The organism is Pseudomonas fluorescens (assembly GCF_001307275.1).
Taxonomy (GTDB): domain Bacteria; phylum Pseudomonadota; class Gammaproteobacteria; order Pseudomonadales; family Pseudomonadaceae; genus Aquipseudomonas; species Aquipseudomonas fluorescens_AA.
Map to the genome: position 1 here is coordinate 142,730 of NZ_CP012831.1, position 25,721 is coordinate 168,450.

Genomic DNA, 25,721 nt, shown 5'->3' on the forward strand with positions numbered 1-25,721 from the left:
ATGGAAAACCTACACACCCCTGACGCCCTGCCCGAGCAGGATGGCGACAGCAAAGGTTCGAGCCTGGAGCGCATGTTGCGGGTACTCGACCTGTTCACCGAACAGAGCCCGATCTGGGCGGTGGACGACATGGGCGGCGCCCTGGGTTTTACCCGTTCGACGATCTACCGCTACGTGCGCGAATTGGCCGAAGCCAACCTGTTGTTCCAGGTCGAAGCCGGGCGTTATGCCCTGGGCGCGCGAATCATTACCTGGGACCGCCAACTGCGCCTGAGCGACCCCCTCGTACGCGCCGCGCAATCGCTTGAGCCCAGCTTCCCGCAGTGGAGCGAACAACAGGTGTGGCTGATCTGCCGGCTGTTCAAGGACCAGGTTGTGTGCATTCACCAGCACGGGGACCTGTTCAGTGAGGTCAGCTACTCCCGTGGCTCACCCAGGCCCTTGTTCCTGGGAGCGACGTCCAAGGCGATCCTCGCCAACATGACCTCGCGCCAACACAGCCAACTGTTTCTCGACCACCCCGATGAAGTGCGCGCCAGTCAACTTGGCCAGACCTGGGAAGCGTTTCGTCGCTCGTTGCAGCAACTGCGTCGCCAAGGCTATGTGGCCAGCGCAGGTGAAGTCGACGCGGGCGTCTATGGCCTGGCCGCGCCGATCTTCGACGGCGATGGCAAGGTCGTCGGCAGCATCAGTTGCGTGCGCCCGGTACGAGAACGCGACAGCGCCCAGGAAGAGACACAAGGGCAACAGATCCTTGCCCTGGCGCAGGAACTGTCGCAACGCATGGCTGCGCTCGCCAACCGCGCCAAGCCACTGGGCTGAGCCATCCGGAAGGGAATAACAATGACAACCCTCAAACGCATCAACACCCAGGTCCTGGTCATCGGTGCCGGCCCTACCGGGCTGACCCTGGCCAACCTGCTCGGCCAAGCCGATGTGGACACCCTGATCATCGATCGCAAGCCGGGCACCGTGACCGAGCCGCGGGCGGTTTCAATCGACGACGAGTCCTTGCGCACCATACAGGCCATCGGGCTCGATGCCGCTGTGCTGCGTGATGTCGTGCCCGGCTACGGCGTGCATTACTTCACCCGGCCCGGCGGTCGCTGCTTCGGCAAGGTCGAGCCGACCGGCAAGCTGTATGGCTTCCCCAAGCGCAACGCGTTTCGCCAACCGCTGTTTGAAAACACCCTCAGGCGAGGCCTCGAACGTTTTGCCAGCCTGACGGCTCGGTTCAGCCACGAGCTGGTGGAGTTCACCCAGGACCAACACGGCGTATGCGCGCTGGTGCGTGACGCCGAAGGGCAACTGATGGAAGTCCACGCAGCTTACCTGGTGGCCTGCGACGGTGGCCGTAGCCCGGTGCGCAAGCAACTCGGGATCGAGATGGTCGGTTCGAGCTTCTCCTCGCGCTGGCTGGTGGTCGATACCGACCAGGACGACGACCCCTTCTGGCAGACCCGCGTGTATTGCGACGCCAGGCGTCCGGTGGTGGAAGTGCCCGGCCCTCACCGTACGCGCCGATTCGAGTTCCTGCTCAAGCCTGGAGAAACGGACGAACAGGTGCTCGACGAAACCTGCCTGCAAGCATTGCTGCGCCCCTTCAAGGGTGACGCGCCGGTTTCCATCGTGCGCAAGACGGTCTACACCTTCCATGCCCGGGTCGCCGAGCGGTGGCAGGTGCAGCGGGTGTTTCTCGCCGGCGACGCCGCTCACCTGACCCCGCCCTATGCCGGGCAAGGCATGAACAGCGGCGTTCGCGATGCCCACAACCTGGGCTGGAAGCTGGTCGGCGTGCTGAAGGGGAAAATGGCGGAAAGCGCCCTGCTGTCCTACGAAAGCGAGCGTCGTGATCATGCATGGGCCTTGATCAAGTTGGCCTTGAACCTCGGCGTGGTCATGGCTCCGGCCACCGTCCTGCGTGCTCGCCTGATCAGTGGCGCATTCGCCTTGGTCGGCCTGTTGCCGCCGTTGCGCGATTACTTCCTGCAAATGCGCTTCAAGCCCAAACCCCGCTTCACCCGGGGCCTGGTGCTGACCGAAGGGCAAGCAGGCACGTTGTCCTGCGGACAGATGTTCCCGCAACCGATGCTCACCGACGCCCACGGCCAAGAACGCCTGCTCGATGACACCATCGGCGCCGGCTTCGCCTTGATTCAATACGGCGACCCGACCCGCCAGCGTATCGATGAACTCAAGCATGGCCTCTGGAGCCACCTTGAAGCCAGACGCATCCTGATCCTGCCCGCGTCCGTCCAGGCCGTGCCGTCGATCCCCGGCTGCACGGTGCTCCAGGACCGTGAGGGCCAGCTCAAAACCCTGCTGGGCGATTCACGCCCGTTCCTGCTGCTGCGCCCGGATCGCTATATCGCCGCGATTTTCGACAAGGCCACCGAAACCCCGGCCGCCGAATCGTTGCAGTCGCTGTTCGGCATCGCCGCGGCCCACGGCAGCGCAATCGAGCCGAGCATCGCGCCCGTCTTTCATTAAACCTTCAAGCACAGAGGTGGTTATGCAAACACTCCAGACTTCCACACCTGCACGCCTGTGCTACCTGCACCTGGCGAGCAAGGACGCGCAACGGCAAATCGATTTCTATCGACGGATGCTGGACATGGACAGCCAGGCGCAAGCCGATGGCAGCTGGATGCTCAGCGGCCCGCAACGCGCCATGCTCGTGTCTCCCGCCGACCACAGTGGCCTGCTCGCGGCGGCGTTCGACCTGGGCAGTCAGCCTCGCCTGCAAGCACTGCGGGTTCGCCTGCTCGGCAATGGCTGTTTCATCGAAGAGCTCGACTCGCCATTGCTCGAAACGGGGGCTTTCCTGATCCGTGATCCCCAGGGCCGGCAAACGATATTTGGCGTCGCTCACCCCGCTCTCCAGAACTCGGGCCAGGGCATGCCCGGCCGCTTGCAACATGTGGTGTTCCAGACCACGGAGCTGGAAGCCATGATCGATTTCTACGTCAACACGGTGGGCTTCACGGTTTCGGACAACGTCGTGGACGAGCAGACCGGCCAACTCATGACGTGCTTCCTGCGCTCGGACGACGAGCACCACACCTTGGCGTTTTTCCGCGGTTCGAAAAACGAGTGGGACCACCACTGTTACGAAACCAACGAATGGAATGACATACGCGACTGGGGTGATCGCTTCGCCAAGGAACGCATCACCATTTTCTTCGGGCCCGGCCGACATGGGCCGGGCAACAACCTGTTTTTCATGGTGGTCGATGCCGATCGCAATCGCCTGGAGTTCTCGGCTGAGCTGGAAGTCACCGATGCCAGCCGCCAGCCCGGTGTCTGGGCACAAGAGGAATACACACTCAATTCCTGGGGCCGCGCCTGGATCAGGAGCTGAGCAGTTTCCCTCATCGGCGTTTGCACCCTTAATTTCTAAACGAGGCGATCACCTGCCTCCAAAGGTAAAAGACCATGACGACTCAACCGCTCGCGCCCTACGCCATCAACGGCGACCAATACATCAACGGCACCTGGCGTGCAGGGCGCTCCGCACGCCGCCTGGACGACCGCAACCCCTTCAACGGCGAACAGTTGCTGGAGATGCCCCTGGCCTCGATTGCCGATCTCGACGACGCCTATCAGGCGGCGCAAAAGGCGCAGGCACCGTGGGCACAACTGCACCCCACCCAGCGCGGCGCACAACTTGAAAAGCTCGCCAAGGTCATCCAGAACCGCCGCGAAGAAATCATCGACTGGCTGATCCACGAATCCGGCAGCACCCGGATCAAGGCGAGCATGGAATGGCAGTTCACGCTGAACCTGGTGCGCGAATGCACGACGATGCCGATGCAGGTCGAAGGTCGGATCCTGACCAGCTACAAGCCCGGCGAACAGAGCTTTGTCTTCCGTGAACCCTTGGGTGTGGTGGGTGTGATCAGTCCATGGAATTTCCCGCTGTACCTGAGCATGCGCTCGGTGGTGCCGGCACTCGCCCTGGGCAACACGATCGTGCTCAAGCCCGCCAGCGACACAGCGGTGACCGGCGGCCTGCTGATTGCCCACCTGTTCGAAGAGGCCGGCTTCCCCGAGGGCTCGCTCAACGTGGTGGTCGGCGCGGGCTCGGAAATCGGCGATGCCTTTGTCGAGCACCCGGTGCCGAGCCTGATTTCCTTCACCGGTTCGACGGATGTGGGACGCAATGTCGGCCGTATTGCCACCGGTGGCAAACACATCAAGCGCGTGGCCCTGGAACTGGGCGGTAACGCGCCGCTGGTGGTGCTGGATGACGCCGACATTGACGTTGCGGCGCACGCGGCGGTGGTCGGGCGTTTCCTGCACCAGGGCCAGATCTGCATGAGCGTCAACCGAGTAATCGTCGACCGCTCGCTGTATGCCGATTTCGCGTCGCTGGTGGTGGAGCGCGTGCGCAACCTCAAGACGGGTGATCCGACCAAGGCAGACACGGTGATCGGGCCAGTGGTCAATCAGAGCCAGCTCGATGGCCTGTTGCGCAAGCTCGACGGCGCCCGGAGTGCCGGCCTCAAGCAACTGTGCGGCGGCCCGGCATCCGGGCTGGTGCTGCCTGCCCATGTGTTCGGTGAAGTGGGAGCCGATCAGGAACTGGCCCGCGATGAAACGTTCGGCCCCCTGCTGCCGCTGCTGGTCGCAGAAAACCAAACCCATGCATTGGCGTTGGCCAACGCCAGCGAGTATGGCCTGTCCAGTGCCGTGTTCACCCGGGACATGGCCCGTGGCTTGAACTTCGCCCGTGGCATTGTGGCGGGCATGACCCATATCAACGACATCACCGTCGATGACCAACCCAATGCCCCGTTCGGTGGTGAAAAGAATTCCGGCCTCGGGCGCTTCAACGGTCACTATGCCCTGGATGAGTTTACCCGTGCCCATTGGGTGACCTGGCAGCCGGGAGGCCATCACTACCCGTTCTGAATCTGTGGCACCCTTGATCAGACCCGGATCGGGCAAATCGACCCCTTTGCCCGATCCGTCAGAAAACAATAATAAACAGAGGCGAAAAATGAACCATTTAGCCTGCGTGTCCACTGATCAGGTTGTTCGCTCCGACCGCCTGATGAAATGGAAAGAGTTCATGAGCGATCACCTGGGGCGTACGCCGGACTATATAAAACGGCTGGAATCGACGTTCATCGACCCATTGCATGACAGCAACTTCCAGGGCCGGCTGGAGTACGGGGACCTGGGCCAGTTGCGTTTCTGTCGAATGACCGCCAGCGCCCATCGATATTCACGCCACCTGAGCAAAGCGGTCGACGCCCTCGACACCCCGCGCATGTTGATCATGCAGGTGGCCGGCGTCAGTCATTTCGAGCAAGGCCAGCAAAGCAGCGTGCTGGCCCCTGACGAAATGCTCCTGGTCGACTGCGGCAAACCGTTCAACGTAACCAGCACGCAAGGCTGCGAACATTTCATCCTGCTGTTCCAGGGGGCATCCGGGCAGTTCGCGCAAACCGCCGACATGCACCTTAATGGTCGCAATGGACTGGGGCGGATGCTCATGCACCTGATCAGCGATGCCTATAACCAATATCCCTTGCTGAACAACCATTCGGCCGGGCTGATCGGTGACAGCATCACCGGGCTGCTGGATAACGCGCTGAAGAACAAGCAGGAAGAAAAGCAGCTCGAACACGACTTCCGCTTCTTCAAGCAGAACCGCCTCAAGGCGTACATCGAGCGCCACCTGGCCGACCGCGACCTGACCATCGAACGCATCGCCAACGCCGAACAGTGCTCGGTACGCAGCCTGCACCGCGCCTTCCAGGATGAACTGGGGTGCAGTGTCAGCGAATACATCTGGCAGCGGCGCCTGTCACGTTGTGCCGAGGACCTGCGTAACCGGGAACATGCCCACCGCTCGCTCACCGAGATCGCCTACGCCTGGGGCTATGGCAGCAGTTCCCACTTCAGCCGGCATTTCAAATCGACGTTCGGCATGTCGCCCCGGCTATTTCGTGACACCGCGAGTGACAGCCGGGAAAAATCGACGGCCGCTTGAGCCTGTTTCCAATTCATATGGGTTCACGATATCCCCTGTAGGAGCTGAGCTTGCTCACTGCCACAGGGCGGCTCGGGGGGCATGGATTCGGTGTTCACCACAAATCTCCTGTGGGAGCTGAGCTTGCTCGCGATGGCGGTGGGTCAGTTGGCAGGGATGGTGAATGTGCTGACGCTATCGCGAGCAAGCTCGGCTCCCACAAGGGGGCTTGGCTCTCACAGGACACTCCTCTCACAGGTACTCCTCCCACAGCGCTTCTTAATTCCAGCCGCCGCCCATCACCTTGTACAACGTCACGCGGTTGCTCTGCTCGGTCAGGCGCAGGGTGATCAGGTCCTGTTGCGCGCTGTACAGGGAACGCTGGGCGTCGAGGGCTTCGAGATAGCTCTGGGAACCGCCACGGTACAAAGCGTCGGAGAGCTCGAAGCTCTTGCGGCTGGCGTCGGTCAACGCCTGTTGGGCCTCGATACGGCGATCCAGCGTGCTGCGCTCCGCCAGGGCATCGGCCACTTCCTTGAAGGCGCTCTGCAGTGTTTGCTGGTAGGTCTGCACCTGGATCTCGCGCTCGGTCTTCGCCGAGTCCAGCGTCGCGCGGTTACTGCCGGCATCGAAGATCGGCAGGCTGATGCTCGGGGCAAACGTCCAGGCGCCACTGCCGGACTTGAACAGGCCGGACAGGGCCGAGCTTGAGGAACCGGCATTGGCCGTCAGGCTGATACTGGGAAAGAACGCCGCACGGGCGGCACCGATGTCGATATTGGCCGACTTGAGCGTGTGCTCGGCGGCCAGCACATCGGGGCGTCGTTGCAACAGGCTGGACGGCAGCTCTGCCGGCACCTGCACCAGCGCCGCGGCCGATTCCAGGTACGCACCCGGCAACAACTCTTCGGGAATGTCGCTGCCCACCAGCAGCCGCAGGGCGTTGCGATCCTGCAGGATCTGGCTTTCATACGCCGCTGCGTCGACCCGTGCCGACTCCACGGTGGTTTGCGCCTGGGCCACGGACAGACCGGAGGAGCCACCCAGGGCGTGGCTGCGTTGGGTCAGTTCGTAGGTCGCCTGCTGGCTGCGCAAGGTCTCCTGGGCCAGGTGCAAGCGCTCGTTATCGGCCGCCAGGGTCAGCCAGGCCGTCGCCACTTCGGCCACCAGGCTGATCTGCGTGCTGCGGCGGGTTTCGGTCAGGGACAGATAGTCCTCCAGGGCTTCGTCCTGAAGGTTCTGCACCCGTCCGAACAGATCCACTTCATAACTGCTCAAACCCAGTTGCGCACTGTAGTCATGGGTGGTGGCCGCCGAGCCCGTGCTGGACAACGTTCCGGGCGTGCGACTGTGAGTGCCACTGACACTGGCATCGATCGAAGGCAATGACTCGGCGCGCTGGATGCGGTATTGCGCCTGGGCCTTTTCAACGTTCAGGACCGCCAGGCGCAGGTCGCGGTTGTTGCTCAATGCCAGGGACTGCAAGCGCGCCAGGCGGCTGTCGGTGAAAAAGTGCTGCCACTCGATGTCGGCACTCACCTTGCCCTCGGGCGTACCGGCAGCCGGCAGCCATTGCTCGGGGACTGGCGCCTCAGGGCGTTCATACTGCGGCGCCAGATTCAGGCAGCCACCGAGCAGCGTGAAGATGGCCAGCAATGGCCAGCGGAACTTGATCATGCATCACCTGACTGGGCGGATGGAACAGAGGTCGAAGCCGTGGAAACGCGGGCGAAACGCCGGCGAATCTGCACGAAAAACAAAGGAACGAAGAAGATCCCCAACACCGTGGCGGACAACATGCCGCCCAGCACACCGGTACCAATGGCCTGACGTCCGGCGGAACCGGCGCCGCTACTCAGGGCCAGGGGCAATACACCGAACATGAAGGCCAGGGACGTCATGAGAATCGGCCTCAGGCGTTGGCGCACGGCGATCAGCGTCGCCTCGCGCAAGCTGTTGCCCTGCTCTTGCAGGTGCTTGGCGAACTCGACGATCAGAATCGCGTTCTTGGCGGCCAACCCCACGGTGGTCAATAACCCGACCTGAAAGTAGACATCGTTACTCAAGCCACTGACACGGGTAGCCAGCACCGCGCCCACCACCCCCAGCGGCACCACCAGCATCACCGAGAAAGGCACCGACCAACTCTCATAGAGCGCAGCGAGGCAGAGGAAAACGAACAGCACCGAAATCCCGTACAGCAACGGCGCCTGCGAACCGGAAAGGCGCAACTGATAGGACTGCCCGGTCCACTCGTAGCCGATGCCCTCCGGCAATTGCTTGATCAGCGCTTCCACCGCATCCATGGCGTCCCCGGAACTGATGCCGGGTGCCGGATCGCCAACCACCTCCATCGAGGCGTTGCCGTTGTAGCGTTCCAGCAACGGCGAGCCGTAGCTCCACGAACTGCTGGCGAACGAGGAAAACGGCACCATCTCATCGTTGCTGTTGCGCACGAACCAGTGCTCCAGGTCAGCCGCCTGCATCCGTGCCGCGGCCTCACCCTGGACGTAGACTTTCTTCACGCGCCCCTGGTTGAGGAAGTCATTGACGTAAGTGCCGCCCAACGCCGTGGACAGCGTGGTGTTGATGTCGCTGGTGCTCAGGCCCAAGGCCCCGGCCTTGCGATCATCGATGTTGACCTTGAGCTGCGGTGCATCGTCCAGGCCATTGCTGCGAACCCCCAGCAAGCGAGGGTCCTGGTTGGCCTGCCCGATGAGTTTTTCCCGCGCCGCCACCAGCGCGTCATGTCCCAGGCCGGCGAGGTCCTTGAGTTGCAGGTCGAAGCCGGACGTCTGCCCCAGGCCGCGCACGGCCGGCGGTTGCATGACGAACACATTGGCATCGCCGATGCTCGACAGTGCCATGGTCGCGCGTTGGGCGAAGGACGCCGCATCCTGCCCCGCCCCCGTGCGTTCGCTCCAGTCCTTGAGTCGAATGAATGCACGGGCGCTGTTCTGGCTGTTGCCGTTCATGCCCAGGCCGGAAATGCTGATCAGTGCTTCGACTTCCGGCTGTTCGAGCAGGTAGCTTTCGAACTGCTTGACCACCGCTTGCGTGCGGCTGTCCGTGGCCCCGACTGGCAACTGCACCTGGGCCATGAGAATGCCCTGGTCTTCGTCAGGCAGGAACGAAGTCGGCAGGCTGAAGTAACCGGCGGCCATCGCCAGCAGTACCAGCCCATACACCAGCCAGCCGACGCGCCCGCGCTGCAAAATGCCCCCCACCTGGCGTTTATAGGCCTCGGCAGCACGCTCGAACGTGCGGTTGAACCAGCCGAAGAATCCGCGTTGAGGACCATGGCCCTGGCTATCGGACGGCTTGAGCAGGGTCGCGCACAATGCCGGCGTCAGCGTCATGGCGACGAGTACCGAGAGCACCATGGCCGAGACGATGGTGACCGAAAACTGCCGGTAGATAACGCCCGTGGAGCCGCCAAAAAACGCCATGGGAATGAACACCGCACTGAGCACCAGGGCGATGCCGACCAGGGCGCTGGTGATTTCATCCATCGACTGGCGCGTGGCGTCCAGGGCCGACAGCCCCTGCTCGCCCATCACCCGCTCGACGTTTTCCACCACCACAATCGCGTCGTCCACCAACAGGCCGATGGCCAGGACCATGGCGAACATGGTCAGGGTGTTGATCGAATAACCGAACAGCGCCAGCACGCCGAATGTACCCAGCAGCACCACCGGCACCGTGATCGCGGGGATCAACGTGGCCCGCAGGTTCTGCAGGAAAAGGAACATGATCAGCACCACCAGGACAATCGCCTCGCCCAGTGACTTGACCACCTCTTCGATGGACAGGCTGACAAAAGGCGTGGTGTCGTAGGCAATCACGTTCTTGAGTTGCAGCTCCGTCGGATAGAACGCCTCCAGCTCCTTGAGCTTGGCCTTCACCGCCTCGCCCACGTTCAGGGCGTTGGCCCCGGCGGCGAGCTGGACGCCCATGGCGGCAGCGGGTTTGCCGTTGAGGGCAGAACTGACATCGTAGCTTTCACTGCCCAATTCAACCCGCGCCACATCCCCGAGCAGCACCACCGCACCGTCGCTGGTGGACTTGACCACCACGTTGCGAAACTCTTCGACGGTTTGCAGCTTGCTACGGGCGCTGATGGTGGCGTTCAACTGCTGACCTTTCACCGCCGGCATGGCGCCGAGTTGACCGGCAGAAACCTCGGTGTTCTGCGCCTCCAGGGCCGTGCTGACATCCGAAGGCATCAGCGCGTATTTTTCCAGCAGGGCCGGGTCCAGCCAGATGCGCATGGCATAGCCGGAACCCAATGTCTGCACGTCGCCGACGCCGTCGATGCGGCTGATGGAATCGAGCAGGGTGCTGGAAATGTAATCGCCGATCTGCGTGCCGGTGACGCCGGGATTGTCGGAGGCCAGGGCGGCAATCATCAGGAAGTCCGAACCGCCCTTGGTCACGGTCAGGCCCTCGCTCTGCACCGACTGCGGCAGCCTCGACTCGGCCTGTTGCAGCTTGTTCTGCACCTGCATCTGGGCCACGTCCGGGTTGGTACCGGCGGTGAAGGTCAGGCTGATGCTGGCGCTGCCATCCGAGCTGCTGGAGGCCGACATGTAGGTCAGGTTGTCCAGGCCCTTCATTTGCTGTTCGATGACCTGGGTCACCGAGTCTTCGACGGTCTTGGCCGAGGCGCCGGTGTAGGTCGCGGAAATACGCACCGTCGGCGGCGCGATGTCCGGGTACTGTTCCAAGGGCAACTGACTGATGGACAAGGCGCCAGCGAGCATGATGACGATGGCGATGACCCAGGCGAAAATCGGTCGATCGATAAAGAAGCGCGCCATGTTCAACCCTCCTGCGCAATGGCAACAGGCGTTGCTTTCTGCGTACGGCTGCGGGTACCGGCGTTCTGTACCACGACGCTTTCACCGACGCGGACTTTCTGCCCGCCCTCGACAATCACCTGGTCTCCCGCGTTCAACCCCGCCGTGACCCACCACTGGTTATCCACGGCGCGGTCGATGGTCAGCATGCGCTGCTCGACCTTGCCATTGACCACCACCAGGGCCGAAGTCGCACCGCTGGCACTGCGGGTCACCGCCTTCTGCGGAATCAGGATGGCCTGGTCATCCCGCGCCTGCTCCAGCACCGCCCGCACGTACATGCCCGGCAGCAACAGTCGGTCCGGGTTGGCGATTTGCGCCCGCAGGGTCACCGTGCCAGTGCCCTCATTGACGCTGACCCCACTGAACTTCAAACGGCCTTCATGGCCGTAGGTGCTGCCGTCATCGAGCTTGAGACTGATCCGCGCCTCACCTTCGCCATTGCTCCGGAGCACACCGCTGGCCAGGTCGCGCTTGAGACGCAACAGCTCGGTGGTCGATTGGGTGACGTCTACATACATCGGGTCCAACTGCTGCACCGTGGTCAGTGCGCTGTCCTGGTTGGCCACCACCAGCGCGCCAGGCGTGACCGTCGAGGTTTCGATGCGCCCACTGACGGGGGAACCGATGCGGGTATACGCCAGGTTGATGCGCGCGGTGTCGACATCGGCCTGGGCCACTTGCAATTCGGCTTCGGCAGTCAGCAGGCTGGCCTGGGCATCTTCGTTGTCCTGCTGGCTGATGGCATCGATCTTCGCCAACTGTGCGTCACGCTTGGCCGTGGCCTGGGCCGACTTCAACGTGGCGCGGGCCTTGGCCAGGTTCGCCTGGGCTTGCGCCAATGCGGCCTTGTAGGAGGCTGCGTCCAATTGGTACAGCGCCTGCCCGGCCTTGACCTCGGCCCCTTCGACAAACAAGCGCTGCTGGACGATACCGCCGACCTGCGGGCGTATCTCGGCGACCATGAACGCCTGGGTGCGTCCGGCCAGCTCAGTGGTCAGTGCCTGGCTTTGCGGCTGCACGGTGATCACCGACACCTTGGGCGGTTCGGGCGTGGGTGCCGATTCGCCGGAGCAACCGCCCAACAGGAACAAAACGATCAAGCACACCAGGATGGCGGCGGTCACCAGGGATTTGGCGAATAATTTGGTCGACATAAATGCCTCTGCAAGACGGATGGTTCAAGCCAGGCGCCATACTGCGAGGCAAATGTGCAGGAAAATTGAAGATTGCCCGCCGCCCTTGAATCTTCATCGCGCCAGGGCCTAAATGGTCGGGCCATTCATCGAACTGCCCGAGCCCATGAAACTGAGCATCTCCACCAAGCTGTTTATTGCCGTACTGGCCAGCGTGCTGTTCGTCATCCTGAGCATGGGGGTGACCAACGGCTGGAGCTTCGGCAAAGGCTTTCTGGACTACCTCAACGAACAGGCCCTGGTGCGCATGACGCCGGTACTGCCGCGCCTGGCCAGCGCCTACGAGCGCGAAGGCGACTGGGAATTCCTGCGCAACCAGCCGGATCGCTGGTTCGAGCTCCTGCGTCCGGAACCGGGCGAAAACACCACCCACCCAGAGCGCCCACCCATGTCGATGTCCGACCTGACCGGCGCGGTGTTTCGCATCGCTCTGCTGGATCAGCAGAAACAGTTGGTCATGGGCTACTCGGCGATTGCCGACGACGCCCTGATGCGCCCGATCGAGGTCGCCGGCAAAACCGTCGGCTGGCTGGCGGTGACGCCGTTCCAGAACGTGACCGAGGCTGGCGGTGAACGCTTTCGTCAGTATCTGGTGCGCACCAGCCTGGCCGTGGGCGTGCTCTCGTTGCTGTTGGCGATGCTGATTGCCTGGTGGATCGCCCGTACCCTGCTTGACCCGGTCAAGCGAGTGGCCGCCGCCACGCACCGGTTGGCCGCCGGGGAATACAGCAACCGCGTATCGGTGGCCTCCAATGACGAAGTCGGTCAGTTGGCCCGAGACTTCAACCAGCTGGCGCATACGCTGGAACGCAACGAGAAAATGCGCAGGGAATTCATGGCCGATGTGTCCCACGAACTGCGCACCCCGTTGTCGGTATTGCGCGGTGAGCTGGAAGCCATCGAAGACGGCGTGCGCACCCTCGACCCGTCCTCGATGAAATCGCTGCAAGGCGAAGTCAGCATGCTCAGCAAGCTGGTGGATGATCTCTACGAACTGTCCCTGGCCGATGTTGGCGCGCTGACCTACCGCAAGAGCGAATGCGATCTCAACGAACTGCTGGACAGTTGCGTGACGATGTTCCTGGAGCGTTGCAATGCCCGGCATCTGCGTTTGAAGCTGGAGCTGCCGACAACGCCGCTACGGTTGGAGGCCGACCCCAAACGCTTGCAGCAACTGTTCAGCAACCTGTTGGAAAATGCCGTGCGTTATACCGACGAGGGTGGCGTGCTGCGCATAAGTGCCGCCAACGAGGCCGATGTCGTGCGCATCGATTTTCTCGACTCCGGCCCCGGGGTCGATGCGGATCAATTGCCGCGACTGTTCGAGCGTTTTTACCGCGGCGAAACCTCACGCAATCGCGCCAGTGGCGGCGCCGGCCTGGGATTGGCCATCTGTCACAGCATCGCCCTGGCCCATGGCGGCAGCCTCAGCGCCGATCACTCGCCTTTGGGCGGCCTTTGGCTGACCCTGCGCCTGCCTCGGAACGCCTGAACCATGAGCAACGACAACCCGATCCTGATCGTCGAAGACGAACCCAAGCTGGCGGCGTTGATGCGCGACTACCTGATCGCCGCTGGCTACGCGACCCAATGCCTGGACAATGGCCTTCAAGTGGTGCCGGCGGTACGGGCCAGCGAGCCGCGGTTGATCCTGCTCGACCTGATGCTGCCGGGACGCGACGGCCTGCAAGTGTGCCAGGAGCTGCGCAGCTTCAGCGCCGTGCCGATCATCATGATCACCGCCCGCGTGGAGGAAGTGGATCGCCTGCTCGGGCTGGACCTGGGGGCTGACGACTACATCTGCAAACCCTTCAGCCCGCGTGAAGTGGTGGCCAGGGTCAAGGCGATCCTGCGGCGCAGCCCACAACTTGTCGCCGCAGCGCCAGCACGCCTGCTGATCGACGAAGACCGCTACCAGGCGTCACTCGATGGCATAGCCCTGGACCTGACGCCCTTGGAACTGCGCCTGCTCAGCACCCTGGCCCAGTCCCCGGGGCGGGTGTTTTCCCGGGATCAACTGCTCGACCGGATCTATTCCGATCATCGGGTGGTCACTGATCGCACCATCGATAGCCATATCCGTAATCTGCGGCGCAAGCTCGAACAGGCTTGCCCGGGAGAGCAGCCGATCGAGTCGTTGTATGGTGTGGGTTATCGGTTTCAGCTCGGCGAATCCTGAAGCGTCGCGTTGAAATCGAGCTTATTGTTCTGCCGAATAGATAACGGTTTGTGCCCTGTCACCCCCAGCAGGCCGACGAGTGAAGTAGGTGTCGCCTTCGTCGGTCTGGATCTCGTAGTCGGCCTTGCTGGCGACCCGACTCGATGCATCGCTGTGCTTGATGATTTTCAGCACCCGCTGGAACTTCACGCCTTGCGTGCCGTTCTGGGCGGGGCCGGTGAGCACATTGACCTTCTGGAACCAGCCTTCCTGCTTTTTGTTCGACACCAGGGTGCCGCTCAGCGCTTCAAAACGTTCGAGACGGGTAAACCCCCAGAGTGTCGGCTCCTCGACCACTTTGCCCGGGGTGGCGGAACCCGTGAAGACAAACAGGTTAAGGCTCGGATTGTCTTCGCAGAAGAAGTCATAAGGCACCAGACCGTCGACCATTCTCTTGCCGGGAACGAAACCCTTCTTATGAACCAGAAACATGAGCACCTCCACGCTGAAGCATCAGCAAACGCTGCGTAAATTTGAGCGCAAAGTCTACTGAGGCGGGGCGTACAGGGCCGTCAAGCCAATGTAATATCGTGTAAAGATCACGCCCTGCGAGGCAAGCTGATTTCCACCGTCAGCCCACCGGACGGCTCGTTGCGCGCCAGGATAGAGCCACCGTGGATCTCCACGGCCCTTGAGGCAATGGCCAGGCCCAGGCCGAAGCCGGCACTGACTTCGTTCAAGCCACGTTCGAACGGGTTGAAGATGCTCTGTAGCCGCGAATGCTCAACACCCGTGCCCTGATCGCTGATCTGTACCACCAGGCCATCTGCGGCGCCATTGACCTCGGCCACGACCATCACCGTGGTGTTTGGCCGGGTATGACGCACCGCGTTTCGAATGACGTTCTCGAAACACCGATACAACAGCTCACCGCTGACCCGACTGACAAACGCCGGGCACGCCTGCAAGGTGACCTGGCAGCCTTTCATTTGCGCTTCGAATCGAGCGTCCTCGACGATCACCGACAACAATTCGACGACATCGATTGGCTCGCGCTCGATACTCTCCGGTCGCCCCTGCAGGCGTGCCAGGGTCAACAACGCCTCGATCAGCGTGTCCATGCGCACCGACTCACGGTCGATGCGCTCCACCATTTCCAGGCGAGCCGGATCTTGCTGCAGCAGCCCGATGGCCACTTGCATGCGGGTCAGCGGTGAGCGCAATTCGTGGGAGATGTCGTGCAACAAGTGTTGCTGGGCGTCTACCAACAGTTTCAACTGGTTGGCCATTCGGTCGCAGTCTTCTGCCAGATCGACGATCTCATCACGTCGCGCGCCCATGATCGGCTTGACCCGGGTCTCGAAGCGCCCCTGGGCCACGTCACTCATGGCGCGTCGAAGATAGGCCAGCGGCCATGCCAGGTAGAACGCCATGTAACCGCTGAACAGCGCACTCATGACCGTGCCGATGATCAACGGCGTCCAGTGGCTCGGCCCCCTGTCGCCTTCTTTGCCCAGGGGATGGGTTGATTTGAGCGACAGCACGATGCCGTCCTTGCTGATGACCGATCGCTCATAGGCCGGTTGCGGCACTGGCGTGCCGGCCAACAGCTGACCCGCGCTGTCATAGACACCAACGGCCTGGTCATCCGGGTGTTCCCACACCGCCAGCAGTTGCCGGCCCGACTCGATGCCAAACTGTCGCAATAGCTGCTCTTCAGTGGCCAGGACCGTTTCCAGATGAGGATCACCCGGCCTGGAACTGCCCATGACCAGGAAGCCCAGCCCGACCAGAAACGTCAAGCTGGTGGCGAGCCAGAACGCCAGGAACAGTTTCCAGAACAGCCGGCTGGGCTTCATCATTCGGCGATCAACAGGTAACCGAGGCCCCGCACGCTCTGGATCCAGGCCTTGGCATCGGGGCGCGGTCCCAGCTTGTGGCGAATGCTGCTGATGTGCACATCGATGCGTCGGTCATAGCGAGTCAAGGGACAACCCAGGGCATTGAGCGACAGGTTCTGTTTGCTCACCACTTGCCCGGCACAGCGGGCCAGTTCCTCGAGCAAACTGAACTCGGTGCTGGTCACCCCCAGCTCGCGCCCCTGCCAGAGCGCCTGGCGCTTGCCGGGCCACAGGACCAGCGGCCCGGTCCTGATCACTTCGCTGGATGGCCGATCCGCTGGCTGCACCCGGCGCATGATCGCCCGCAAACGCGCCACCAGCTCCCCCGGCGAACTGGGCTTGGGCACATAGTCATCGGCGCCCAGCTCCAGGCCGGTGATCTTGTCGATGTTGTCGCCACGAGCTGTCAGCAACACCACCGGCACCTGGCTCACGGCCCGAATGCGCCTGAGCACCTCGATACCCGACAACCGCGGCAGCATCACGTCCAGCACCACGATGCTATAGCGACCGGACAGCGCTTGCACCTCGCCCTCCTCCCCTGTGTGCACGGCAGTCGCCTCAAAGCCTTCGCGCTCCAGGTATTGGCTGAGCATTCCCGTCAGTTCCTGGTCATCGTCGACTAGCAATACAGAGATCATGGGACGCTCTTGAGTAGGTGTCGGCCCATTATCGCCCGTGTGCCGCGTACCGTCATCGCCACGGGCCAACCTTTACCTAACTTGACATTGGGTTAACCGCACCAAACGCAGCGAACTTTTATGCTTGCTCGCCACCAGCCCGCTCGCTCCCGCGGTGACTCGTCTTGCGGTGAGATATCCGCGTCCACCTACACCACCTGTCGATGTGTTCTGGATAAGATCTTGATGAATTTTTCGCGCCTGCTCTGCTCGGCTGCACTGCTGCTCAATGTCACACTTGCCCACGCCCAAGGTTTCAAGATTTCCGATATTCGCATCAACGGCCTCCAGCGCATCTCCGCAGGCAGCGTCTTCGGTGCCTTGCCATTGAACGTCGGCGATAACGCGGATGAGCGGCGCCTGGTGGAGTCCACGCGTGCGCTGTTCAAGACCGGCTTTTTCCAGGACATCCAACTGGGACACGACGGTGATGTCCTGGTCATCACCGTCGTCGAGCGTCCCTCCATCGCCAGTATCGAGATCGAAGGCAACAAGGCGATCTCCACTGAAGACCTGATGAAGGGCCTGAAACAATCCGGCCTGGCCGAAGGCGAGATCTTCCAGCGCGCCACCCTCGAAGGTGTGCGTAACGAGCTACAGCGCCAGTACGTTGCCCAGGGCCGCTACTCGGCCACCGTCGACACCGAAGTGGTGCCGCAGCCGCGCAACCGCGTCGGCCTGAAGGTCAACATCAACGAAGGCACCGTGGCGGCCATCCAGCACATCAACGTGGTGGGCAACACGGTGTTCCCGGATGAAGACCTGATCGACCTGTTCGAGCTCAAGACCACCAACTGGCTGTCGTTCTTCAAGAACGACGACAAGTACGCCCGTGAAAAACTCTCCGGTGACCTGGAGCGTCTGCGTTCCTACTACCTGGACCGTGGCTACATCAACATGGACATCGCTTCGACCCAGGTGTCCATCACCCCGGACAAGAAGCACGTCTACATCACCGTCAACGTCAACGAAGGCGAGAAGTACACCGTTCGCGACGTCAAGCTCAGCGGTGACCTGAAGGTTCCCGAGGACCAGGTCAAGTCGCTGCTGCTGGTACAGAAGGGCCAAGTGTTCTCGCGCAAGCTGATGACCACCACCTCCGAGCTGATCACCCGCCGCCTGGGTAACGAGGGCTACACCTTCGCCAACGTCAACGGCGTGCCGCAGCCGCATGATGAAGACCATACCGTCGACATCACGTTCGCCGTGGACCCGGGCAAGCGCGCCTACGTCAACCGCATCAACTTCCGTGGCAACACCAAGTCCGAGGACGAAGTGCTGCGCCGTGAAATGCGCCAGATGGAAGGTGGCTGGGCGTCGACCTACCTGATCGACCAGTCCAAGACCCGCCTGGAGCGCCTGGGCTTCTTCAAGGAAGTCAACGTCGAGACACCGGCCGTGCCGGGCGTCGATGACCAGGTCGATGTGAACTACAGCGTCGAAGAGCAGGCTTCCGGCTCGATCAGCGCCAGCGTCGGCTTCTCGCAAAGCGCCGGCCTGATCCTTGGCGGCTCGATCACCCAGAACAACTTTCTCGGCACCGGCAACTACGCCAGCCTGGGCCTGACCCGCTCGTCCTACCAAAGCAAGTACAACATCGGCTTTACCGACCCCTACTTCACACCGGACGGCGTGAGCCTGGGTTACAACGCGTTCTACAACGCCACCGACTACAACGAATATTACGATGACGATAATTCGTACTATTCCATCAATAGCTATGGTGCCGGCACCTCCCTCGGCTATCCGATCAACGAAACCTCACGGTTGAATGTCGGCGTGACGGTGCAACATGACAGCATCGAACCGGGGACCTACAGCGCCGATGAGATCTACGATTTCATCGCGCGTGAAGGCAAGGACTTCACCAACTTCAAGGCCAATCTCGGCTGGTCCGAATCGACCCTGAACAAGGGCGTGCTGGCCACCCGCGGGCATTCGCAAAGCCTGAACCTGATGGCGACGGTGCCCGGCAGCGACCTGAGCTTCTACAAGATCGACTACACCGGGCAGACGTTCCTGCCGGTCAGCGACACGACCTCGCTGCGCTTGCACACCAAACTCGGCTACGGCAACAGCTACGGCTCCACTGACGGCCTGCCGTTCTATGAAAACTACACCGCCGGTGGCGAAGGCTCGGTGCGCGGCTTTGAAAGCGGCACCCTCGGCCCGCGCGATACACCGGCCACCGGCACCTATGCCAGTGCCGGCCAGGCGTACTACTCCGACCGGGACACCGAGTCACTGGGCGGCAACATACTGATCACCGGCGGCGTGGAGTACCTGTTCCCACTGCCCTTCATCAAAGACAACAAATCACTTCGTACCTCGGTGTTCTGGGACGTGGGCAGCGTCTATTCCGACAAGTGCTACCTGAGCACCACCCAGGGATGCGACGGGGTCGACCTCAGCCAGATGGCCAGCTCGGTGGGGGTCGGGGTGACCTGGTATAGCCCGCTGGGCCCGTTGAGCGCCAACATCGCCTTTCCGGTCCGAACCCCGGATAACGCTGATACGCAGGTATTCCAGTTTTCCTTGGGGCAGACGTTCTGAATGTGCTGGCCGGAACTGGTCGGAGGGCACGAACCTGCTATCTTGGATACAGACCTGAGTAGTTGCGATCCCATACGTATCCAGGTTTGAGCAATGGAGTGATGAAGTTGGAAGCAGTGGAACTGCTCGCTATGGATGAATGGGCCACCTCATCTCTGCGTGGCGAGTGTGATGTGATCATCGTCAATTACAACGCCGGTGAACTTTTGTTGGCGTGTGTAAGGTCGGCGTTTGCCGCCGGCGCTTCCAGCGTGATCGTGGTGGATAACGACTCCCATGACGATAGCCTGATGCTGGTGGAGCGAACCCACGCTGCCGGCGAAGCGCTTCAAATCGTACGCAATGCCGCCAACCTCGGCTTCGCCGTGGCGTGCAACCAAGGTGCCCGCCTGTCAGCGGCCCCCAACTTGTTTTTCCTGAACCCGGACACCGTGCTGGCCGCCAATGCCATAGACCACTTGCTGCTGGCGCTGCGCAGCGCGCCGGAGATCGGCATGGTCGGAGGGTTCCTGTGCAACCCGGACGGCAGTGAACAAGCCGGTGGACGCCGGGTATTCCCCACGCCCAGGCGCGCCTTCATGCGGGCCTTCGGGCTTTCACGGCTTTCAACCTTTTTCCCGTCGGTGTTGTCCGATTTTTTATTGCACAAGGAACCCCTGCCCGGCGCGCCCATTGCCGTTGAAGCCATCTCCGGGGCGTGCATGCTGGTCAAGCGCGAAGCGATCGAGAGTGTCGGATTGTGGGACGAAGACTATTTCCTTCATTGCGAAGACCTGGACTGGTGCATGCGCTTTCATCAGGCCGGCTGGCGCGTGCTGTTCGTACCAGATGCCCGGGTGATGCATGTATTCGGTGGTTGCAGTCGTCATCGTCCCTATTTCGTCGAATGGCACAAACACCTGGGATTCCTGCGTTTCTATCGCAAGTTCTTTCGCCGCAAGTACCCTACCGTCCTGTGGATCAGCGTGGTGATCGGGGTCTGGTTTCGATTCGGCCTGGTGGTCCTTCGCCACGCCACCACCCGGTTTAGAAATGCATGGAACCTACGATAAGAGCGCTCAATTGCGGATAGGAATATTGGGCGGCTCCAGCCTCCTGGGCGAGCGTGCCCTGCCATTGCTGGCACAAACCGGCCACCTGACGAGCGCCTTCACTCGAAGCCTGCCCAAGGTGCCCTGTCCCGGTGTGACCTGGCGAAAGGCGGACGACTGGCACGGATTGGCGCTGGACACGTTCCTGTCGTTCGCCCCCCTCTGGGTGCTGCCCGACTACCTGGAGCGCCTTGCCAGCACTCACGTCAAACGCGTTGTCGTGCTCTCCTCCACGAGCCGCTTTGCCAAGCACGCATCGCCTGACGCTCGGGAGAGGGACGTGGCGCAACGCTTGATACGTGCAGAAGAACAACTCGAGCAGTGGGCGAGCGAACGGCAAATCGAGTGGGTGATCCTGCGACCGACCCTGATCTATGGCTTTGGCCGCGACAAGAACATTTCACAAATCGCGCGTTTCATTCAGCGCTTCGGATTTTTCCCACTTATCGGTGGCGGTACCGGGTTGCGTCAGCCAGTGCATGGGGATGACGTGATCCAGGCATGCCTGTCCGCCGTGAGCACGCCTGGCCTGCCCAGTGGCGGCTACAACCTTTCGGGGGGAGAAGCCTTGCCTTATCACATGATGGTCAGGCGCATATTCCAGGCCCTGGGACGCCCGGAACGAACGCTGCCCCTCCCCGCCAAGGCCCTCAGCGCAGGCGTTTCGATTTTGCGCTGTCTGCCACGTTACCGACATCTTTCAAGCGCGCTGGTGGGGCGGATGAACCAGGACCTGGTGTTCGACCATTCGCACGCCTGTGACTGGCTTGGTTTTGCTCCCCGGGCGTTTCACCTGAGGGATGAAGATTTGCCTGGGCGCTGAAATAGCCTTGGCACTATGGCGATGATGTTGCACGTGTCGGTGTCGACGACATCGCGAGCAAGCTCGCTCCCACAGGGTTCTGCGGCGTGCATGGATTTTGTGGCTGCCGATCATCCATGTGGGAGCGAGCTTGCTCGCGATGGCGGTGTTACCGTCGAGGTGATGGCCTTATCGCGACCCAGCCTTCTCCCCCGTCTCCCCGCCAGGCTCGTCACGATGAAAGTGGGCCTGCCACGCCCCCCATTTGCTTTCGAAGTACGCCTGGTTTTTGTCCCAGAGAGCCTGATACTCGCCACTGGCGATCAGTTTCCTGAACGATGCCTGCCCATAATGATGGATAAACGCGTCTTCGGCGCAGACCGTCCGGTAGCCGGCCGCCTGCACGCGACGGCTGTAGTCGTCGTCCTCGAACATCCCGATGCCGAATGCTTCATCCAGATAACCCACCTCTTCGAGGATGCTGCGGCGAAAGGCGACACAAAACATCGCCAGCATCGAAATATCGAACGTCTGCCCCTTGCGGGCTTCGGTGTAGCGGTCTGCAAATGCTTGCATCTGTTGAATGTCGGTGTAGGAAACCGCGACTTTCGCTTCGTTGCCTACCGCATTCGTGACCGGCCCGACCAGGCCGATACTCGGGTCTCTCAGATGCCTGACCAGCGGATCCAGCCAGCCGCCAGGCACTACCGTGTCGTTGTTGAGCAGCAGCAACACGTCACCGTCGGCTTCTCGCAAGCCCTGGTTGTTCGCCGCGGCAAAACCCCGGTTGTCCGGGTTGAGAATGATCTTCGCGGTCGGCACTTCTTGGCGCAGGCGCTCAAGATATTCAGCCGTACCATCGTCCGAGCCATTGTCGACGACAATGAGCTGGTAACTGGGCCAGGTGGTATTCCGCAGAACGCTGTTGACACATTGAATCGTCAGGTTGAGGTTGTTGTACGTCACGAGCACGATGGAGACTTTCTCATACAGCCCGACGATAGCGAGCTGCATGCTATGGAATCGATCCTTCCAGTCGTTCGCTCGGGCGAGCTCCACGCGCCGCTTGTACAGGGCCAGGTCGCGTTCGGCCAAGGCCCGCTCGATCTGCTCGATGAACTCATCGACCCCGGTGGCGAAGTACAGCAGGTCCTTGTAAATGCTCATCTCCGCCAGTGGCGTGGAGATCACCGGTTTGCCTGCGCTGATGTACTCGTAGAACTTCACCGGATCGACCGCATGCGTCACGTTGTAGAGCCTGAAGGGAATCAGGCAGGCATCGAAATGATCCAGGTAAAGCGGCATCTGCGAGTACGGCTTGTGGCCCAGCAACTGCACATTGGGCTTGTGCTCGAGGCCTGCCAGATCCTCGACGAAAATGTCCCCCACCAGGATGAAGTTCCACCCTGGCCGCCGGTCCGCCAACGCCGCCAGCAAGGGATAATCGAGCCATTGCGCCAAGGCGCCGTAGTAGCCGATCACCGGGCCGGCAAGCCCGCTCAGCACATCGTTGGTAAAACAGTGCTGCCGGAAAAAAGCGAAATCCACCGCGTTTCGCACCAGCACACAGCGTGGGTTATGGGCGCACCACTTCTGGTAAAGCAACGCGGCGGAAACGGTCACCAGATCCGCTTGGGTGATCAGGGTCTTTTCCTCGCTCAGCAACTGCTCGCCGATGTTCGGAAAGCCATCCCAGTCGTCCATGCAGTCATAGTGAATACGCCAGCCATGCAGGGTGCGCAGGCTGAGTGCCACGGGGCTCCAGTAAGCGATATGCACCACCGAGAGGGCGGTTCTGATCTGCATGTCGGCGACCAATGCAGCCAGGGCACGCAGCAAAGCCTGATGATTTTCAGGCGTCACTATTTGTTCGTAATACGCCTCTTGCGCCTCGCGCTGCAGCACCACTTCAAAGACATTGGGCGCCACCAATGTCAATTCATAGAGCTGTCCCTGTTCCGGCACACGGGCGGGGACGATATAGAACACCCGATAACCATTGCTCGCAAACTGGCTCATCAACTGCTGCGGTCGCTGGAAGCGTGCGGCCCAATCGATGTTGGCGAAACAGAGAATATCCAGGCGTCCTTTCGTAGCGAAATCTGCGTCCACCTCAACGTTCGGCAACGGTTCCGGTGCGGCTGGGTAGACGATTGCAGCGGCGGTGTCGGGGAACTCCTGGGCGGCGGCAAACCCATAGCGCATCCATCGGAACAGCGAGCGCAGGGGGCGGGTGAAACGCCACGAACGGGTGTTTTGCAGGAAGTCGACTTTCGCCAAGGCAACATCGCGCTCGTTGATGGCCGCGTCTCTTTGGGCCAAGGCGGCGTCGCGGTCGATCAAGGCGCTGTCGAGCTTAAGCACGTGGGTACCCATGCAGCGGCGTGCTGTCACCCGGCGGCCACATGGAACTGAGGGAACCGGGCCGATAGAACGTTGCCGTCAGGCTGCGGCGGGAAGATTGGCAGCCGCTCACCACGGGGGTGACGGCGTGCCAGGAATTATCCGAGCGCACCAGGATCGCCGAATTGCCCACCCGTGGCTCGATCTCGGCCGCCACGGCGCTGGGATCGTTGCGGTGCAGGATGGTCAGGCAACCGCCGTCGTTGCGGTCCCAGGACTCATTGAAATACAGGATATGGGTGACCAGTTTATCTGGAAGGTCCGGATGGGCCCCCAGGCTCGCACCGGGACCGTAATGAAAGACGTTGACCTCCATCGGCACGCTGCGCAGGTCGATCCCGGTCAGCTCCGACATGGCCTCTCGATAGCCGGCCGAGCCAAGGTCCTGCGCCAGCCTCAACCATGCCTCGCTCAGTTCTTCAGGGAACGCGATCGTTTGGGTGCCCATGCTCACCAGGGCACGCGCCTCATAGTCATAATTTTTCTCACCGCCATAACCACTCACCGTCTTGAAATGATCATGAGGAAACGACGCCGCCAACGCGGCGGCATCCTCGGGCGAATACAGACTGCCGATTTCAGCCCAGGTATACGGATGGGACTTTAGCGCCGCTGGCGTGAGACGAGAGAGATCTAGCATTGTCTGTTCTTGTTCGCTGTCAGGTTTCTGATACCACGGGCAATGGAACGCAGTGGCGCGGTCATTCGGAATGAATTGGAGTTCTGCAACTCAAGCATCCTGGCGTCACTGAGGGCCAGTTGCTGGCTGAGCTGGACAATCCGTTGCTGCTGGGCAAGCTCCTGTGCTGCAAGGTTCTGTGCCGGTTCGATGATGCCCGGCTCCGGCACGACGGGGCTTGCCGGACATTCAGCCGGCAATGGCTCGCGACCCTGGGCGGCGGTTTCGAGCAGATTGGGCAGATGCTGTAGAAAAGCGCCCAACACCGGCCGGGACGACGTTTTGCCCTGGCGAATGATTGCCGCGACCCGGTCCCAATGCTCGACCAACTGATCCGCCGCCGCAAGCGCCGCGGGCGATGGGCCGGTCTTGCCCACCCGCGCGAGAAACCATTGCGGATCGACCGTCGCCACGTCCGGCAATGCGTGGAGTGTGTCGAACCCAGCCAACGCCGTGTATTTGCCCGTGGTCAGGTCCGCCGAGCAGAACACCGGGACGCCAAACGCCAGGGCGGTGATTGCCAGGTGGTAACTATGGCCGATCACCGCTTGGGCCTGGCTGAGAATTTCCGCCATGAGCAACGGTTCCGGCCAGAACGACAAGGTGATGGCCCCAGGCAAGCGCCCGGCAATGACCGACGGATCGTCCCCCAGGACAGGGCCAATCGGCACCACCAGGAACTGATAGCCCTGGAACGCCTCGGCATAGTCTTCGAACAGTTTTACAAAGGATTCCACCACGTGAATGGCGTGGATCACGATGTAGGGCCCGGTCAGCCCGGCCTGCTCGCGCAGGCGAATGAACGCGGCCGAGGGTCGCTGCTCATCGATCAGGCGGGGCAAGCCAAACGCGGTATCGGGCAGCACTTCGATCTCGGCCTGTGGAGTCAGCGCGCCGAGGGTATCGCGCGACAGTGCATCACGGACGCGCACGTACTGGCTTTGCTCAAGGGCCATCGTCAATAACGGCCTGGCCCAGTCGGGAATATCGTTGCAATGCATCCCGGGGGCATTCCACATGACCGGGACCGCGTGCTGCTGGGCGATGAGCGCAGGCGTCAGCCAATAACCGGTCGGATGATGGATATCGGCGGTTGTCGGACCATAGCCGTGGGCAACCACTTTATCGAAGCGGATCAGGAAACCGCCGCCGATCAAAACCCCATCCAGGCTCGCCGCTACATGGGGCAGCTCTGTCAGCGACGTCACCGCATAGGGCCATTGGGGTCGGCTTTTCCCGTGATAGGAAAACCGATGCAGATTGACTGAGCCCAAGCGCTGGATCAGCTCAGCCTCGGCGATGATCGGAAACAGCAGATCGCCATAGTTTTCTACGTCAAAGGTGCCGAATATAGCGACCTGCCACGTGCGCTCGACCGGGTGTTCCGTCACAACCTTAGCCCCTTGAGTCCCGCTGGCC

The 25,721-nt window shown here is 61.7% G+C and carries 19 protein-coding genes; 10 read left to right on the forward strand and 9 right to left on the reverse strand.

Translation table 11 applies throughout. From position 1 onward, the window contains the following. From AO356_RS00665 to AO356_RS00685, 5 genes are all read left to right on the forward strand, one after another. Positions 1-822: an IclR family transcriptional regulator gene (locus AO356_RS00665; RefSeq protein WP_060738139.1), complete on the forward strand. Its 822-nt coding sequence runs from the start codon at positions 1-3 to the stop codon at positions 820-822. A gap of 21 nt (positions 823-843) precedes the next feature. Beyond that, entirely contained in the window at positions 844-2,490 is a 1,647-nt protein-coding gene (locus tag AO356_RS00670; RefSeq protein ID WP_060738140.1) for a bifunctional 3-(3-hydroxy-phenyl)propionate/3-hydroxycinnamic acid hydroxylase, read from the forward strand. Positions 2,491-2,512: 22 nt separating this feature from the next. Then, complete coding sequence (locus AO356_RS00675) at positions 2,513-3,361, forward strand: VOC family protein (RefSeq protein WP_060738141.1); 849 nt, start codon at positions 2,513-2,515, stop codon at positions 3,359-3,361. A gap of 74 nt (positions 3,362-3,435) precedes the next feature. After that, a complete protein-coding gene (locus AO356_RS00680; RefSeq protein WP_060738142.1) occupies positions 3,436-4,914 on the forward strand; it encodes an aldehyde dehydrogenase family protein in 1,479 nt (492 codons plus the stop codon). 88 nt (positions 4,915-5,002) lie between these two features. Beyond that, a complete protein-coding gene (locus tag AO356_RS00685; RefSeq protein ID WP_060738143.1) occupies positions 5,003-6,001 on the forward strand; it encodes a helix-turn-helix domain-containing protein in 999 nt (332 codons plus the stop codon). A gap of 258 nt (positions 6,002-6,259) precedes the next feature. Here the strand turns inward: AO356_RS00685 and AO356_RS00690 are convergent, their stop codons facing one another. The 3 genes from AO356_RS00690 to AO356_RS00700 are packed head-to-tail and all read right to left on the reverse strand — an operon-like array spanning position 6,260 to position 11,996. Next, entirely contained in the window at positions 6,260-7,657 is a 1,398-nt protein-coding gene (locus tag AO356_RS00690) for an efflux transporter outer membrane subunit (RefSeq protein WP_060738144.1), read from the reverse strand. After that, positions 7,654-10,800 carry an efflux RND transporter permease subunit gene (locus AO356_RS00695; protein ID WP_060738145.1) on the reverse strand — a complete coding sequence of 1,049 codons (3,147 nt, stop codon included), beginning with the start codon at positions 10,798-10,800 and terminating at the stop codon, positions 7,654-7,656. The genes AO356_RS00690 and AO356_RS00695 overlap by 4 nt, the downstream gene beginning before the upstream one ends. Positions 10,801-10,802: 2 nt before the next feature. Then, a complete protein-coding gene (locus AO356_RS00700; RefSeq protein WP_060738146.1) occupies positions 10,803-11,996 on the reverse strand; it encodes an efflux RND transporter periplasmic adaptor subunit in 1,194 nt (397 codons plus the stop codon). Positions 11,997-12,108: 112 nt separating this feature from the next. On the opposite strand from AO356_RS00700, the gene baeS reads away from it, so the two are divergent. Together baeS and AO356_RS00710 are read left to right on the forward strand one after the other, a co-directional pair. Next, a complete protein-coding gene (gene baeS / locus AO356_RS00705; protein WP_060738147.1) occupies positions 12,109-13,527 on the forward strand; it encodes a sensor histidine kinase efflux regulator BaeS in 1,419 nt (472 codons plus the stop codon). Between the two features lie 3 nt (positions 13,528-13,530). Beyond that, the gene (locus AO356_RS00710) at positions 13,531-14,214 is read left to right on the forward strand and encodes a response regulator (RefSeq protein ID WP_060738148.1); all 684 of its coding nucleotides are present in this window, start codon (positions 13,531-13,533) and stop codon (positions 14,212-14,214) included. Between the two features lie 21 nt (positions 14,215-14,235). On the opposite strand, the gene AO356_RS00715 is transcribed toward AO356_RS00710, so the two are convergent. The 3 genes from AO356_RS00715 to AO356_RS00725 all read right to left on the reverse strand — a co-directional run bounded on the left by AO356_RS00715 (position 14,236) and on the right by AO356_RS00725 (position 16,735). Further along, complete coding sequence (locus AO356_RS00715) at positions 14,236-14,685, reverse strand: hypothetical protein (protein WP_060738149.1); 450 nt, start codon at positions 14,683-14,685, stop codon at positions 14,236-14,238. Between the two features lie 107 nt (positions 14,686-14,792). Further along, positions 14,793-16,055: a HAMP domain-containing sensor histidine kinase gene (locus AO356_RS00720; protein ID WP_060738150.1), complete on the reverse strand. Its 1,263-nt coding sequence runs from the start codon at positions 16,053-16,055 to the stop codon at positions 14,793-14,795. Then, positions 16,052-16,735 (reverse strand): response regulator transcription factor, encoded by a 684-nt coding sequence (locus AO356_RS00725; RefSeq protein WP_060738151.1) that lies wholly within the window; start codon positions 16,733-16,735, stop codon positions 16,052-16,054. The genes AO356_RS00720 and AO356_RS00725 overlap by 4 nt, the downstream gene beginning before the upstream one ends. A gap of 225 nt (positions 16,736-16,960) precedes the next feature. Between AO356_RS00725 and bamA the strand changes: the two genes are divergently transcribed. The 3 genes from bamA to AO356_RS00740 all read left to right on the forward strand — a co-directional run bounded on the left by bamA (position 16,961) and on the right by AO356_RS00740 (position 21,241). After that, positions 16,961-19,327 carry an outer membrane protein assembly factor BamA gene (gene bamA, locus AO356_RS00730; protein WP_060738152.1) on the forward strand — a complete coding sequence of 789 codons (2,367 nt, stop codon included), beginning with the start codon at positions 16,961-16,963 and terminating at the stop codon, positions 19,325-19,327. Positions 19,328-19,434: 107 nt separating this feature from the next. Further along, positions 19,435-20,379, forward strand: coding sequence for a glycosyltransferase family 2 protein (locus AO356_RS00735; RefSeq protein ID WP_081015456.1), 945 nt, complete (start codon positions 19,435-19,437; stop codon positions 20,377-20,379). Positions 20,380-20,443: 64 nt separating this feature from the next. Next, entirely contained in the window at positions 20,444-21,241 is a 798-nt protein-coding gene (locus AO356_RS00740; protein WP_203225772.1) for an NAD-dependent epimerase/dehydratase family protein, read from the forward strand. Positions 21,242-21,409: 168 nt separating this feature from the next. Here the strand turns inward: AO356_RS00740 and AO356_RS00745 are convergent, their stop codons facing one another. The 3 genes from AO356_RS00745 to AO356_RS32910 are packed head-to-tail and all read right to left on the reverse strand — an operon-like array spanning position 21,410 to position 25,693. Then, complete coding sequence (locus tag AO356_RS00745) at positions 21,410-23,584, reverse strand: glycosyltransferase (protein ID WP_081015457.1); 2,175 nt, start codon at positions 23,582-23,584, stop codon at positions 21,410-21,412. Continuing rightward, positions 23,577-24,263, reverse strand: a complete 687-nt coding sequence (locus AO356_RS00750) for a 2OG-Fe(II) oxygenase (protein ID WP_060738155.1) — start codon at positions 24,261-24,263, stop codon at positions 23,577-23,579. The genes AO356_RS00745 and AO356_RS00750 overlap by 8 nt, the downstream gene beginning before the upstream one ends. After that, the gene (locus AO356_RS32910) at positions 24,257-25,693 is read right to left on the reverse strand and encodes a polysaccharide pyruvyl transferase family protein (RefSeq protein WP_420480617.1); all 1,437 of its coding nucleotides are present in this window, start codon (positions 25,691-25,693) and stop codon (positions 24,257-24,259) included. Before AO356_RS32910 ends, AO356_RS00750 begins: the two co-directional genes overlap by 7 nt. Positions 25,694-25,721: the final 28 nt, after the last annotated feature.

Bases quoted from the DNA above. Each gene is read 5' to 3' on its own strand.
- AO356_RS00665 (WP_060738139.1), top strand. From the start codon at position 1: ATGGAAAACCTACACACCCCTGACGCCCTGCCCGAGCAGGATGGCGAC.
- AO356_RS00750 (WP_060738155.1), bottom strand. From the start codon at position 24,263: ATGCTAGATCTCTCTCGTCTCACGCCAGCGGCGCTAAAGTCCCATCCG.
- baeS (WP_060738147.1), top strand. From the start codon at position 12,109: ATGGTCGGGCCATTCATCGAACTGCCCGAGCCCATGAAACTGAGCATC.
- AO356_RS00710 (WP_060738148.1), top strand. From the start codon at position 13,531: ATGAGCAACGACAACCCGATCCTGATCGTCGAAGACGAACCCAAGCTG.
- AO356_RS00690 (WP_060738144.1), bottom strand. From the start codon at position 7,657: ATGATCAAGTTCCGCTGGCCATTGCTGGCCATCTTCACGCTGCTCGGT.
- AO356_RS00720 (WP_060738150.1), bottom strand. From the start codon at position 16,055: ATGATGAAGCCCAGCCGGCTGTTCTGGAAACTGTTCCTGGCGTTCTGG.
- AO356_RS00725 (WP_060738151.1), bottom strand. From the start codon at position 16,735: ATGATCTCTGTATTGCTAGTCGACGATGACCAGGAACTGACGGGAATG.
- AO356_RS00715 (WP_060738149.1), bottom strand. From the start codon at position 14,685: ATGTTTCTGGTTCATAAGAAGGGTTTCGTTCCCGGCAAGAGAATGGTC.
- bamA (WP_060738152.1), top strand. From the start codon at position 16,961: ATGAATTTTTCGCGCCTGCTCTGCTCGGCTGCACTGCTGCTCAATGTC.
- AO356_RS00695 (WP_060738145.1), bottom strand. From the start codon at position 10,800: ATGGCGCGCTTCTTTATCGATCGACCGATTTTCGCCTGGGTCATCGCC.
- AO356_RS00670 (WP_060738140.1), top strand. From the start codon at position 844: ATGACAACCCTCAAACGCATCAACACCCAGGTCCTGGTCATCGGTGCC.
- AO356_RS00700 (WP_060738146.1), bottom strand. From the start codon at position 11,996: ATGTCGACCAAATTATTCGCCAAATCCCTGGTGACCGCCGCCATCCTG.
- AO356_RS00675 (WP_060738141.1), top strand. From the start codon at position 2,513: ATGCAAACACTCCAGACTTCCACACCTGCACGCCTGTGCTACCTGCAC.
- AO356_RS00680 (WP_060738142.1), top strand. From the start codon at position 3,436: ATGACGACTCAACCGCTCGCGCCCTACGCCATCAACGGCGACCAATAC.
- AO356_RS00685 (WP_060738143.1), top strand. From the start codon at position 5,003: ATGAACCATTTAGCCTGCGTGTCCACTGATCAGGTTGTTCGCTCCGAC.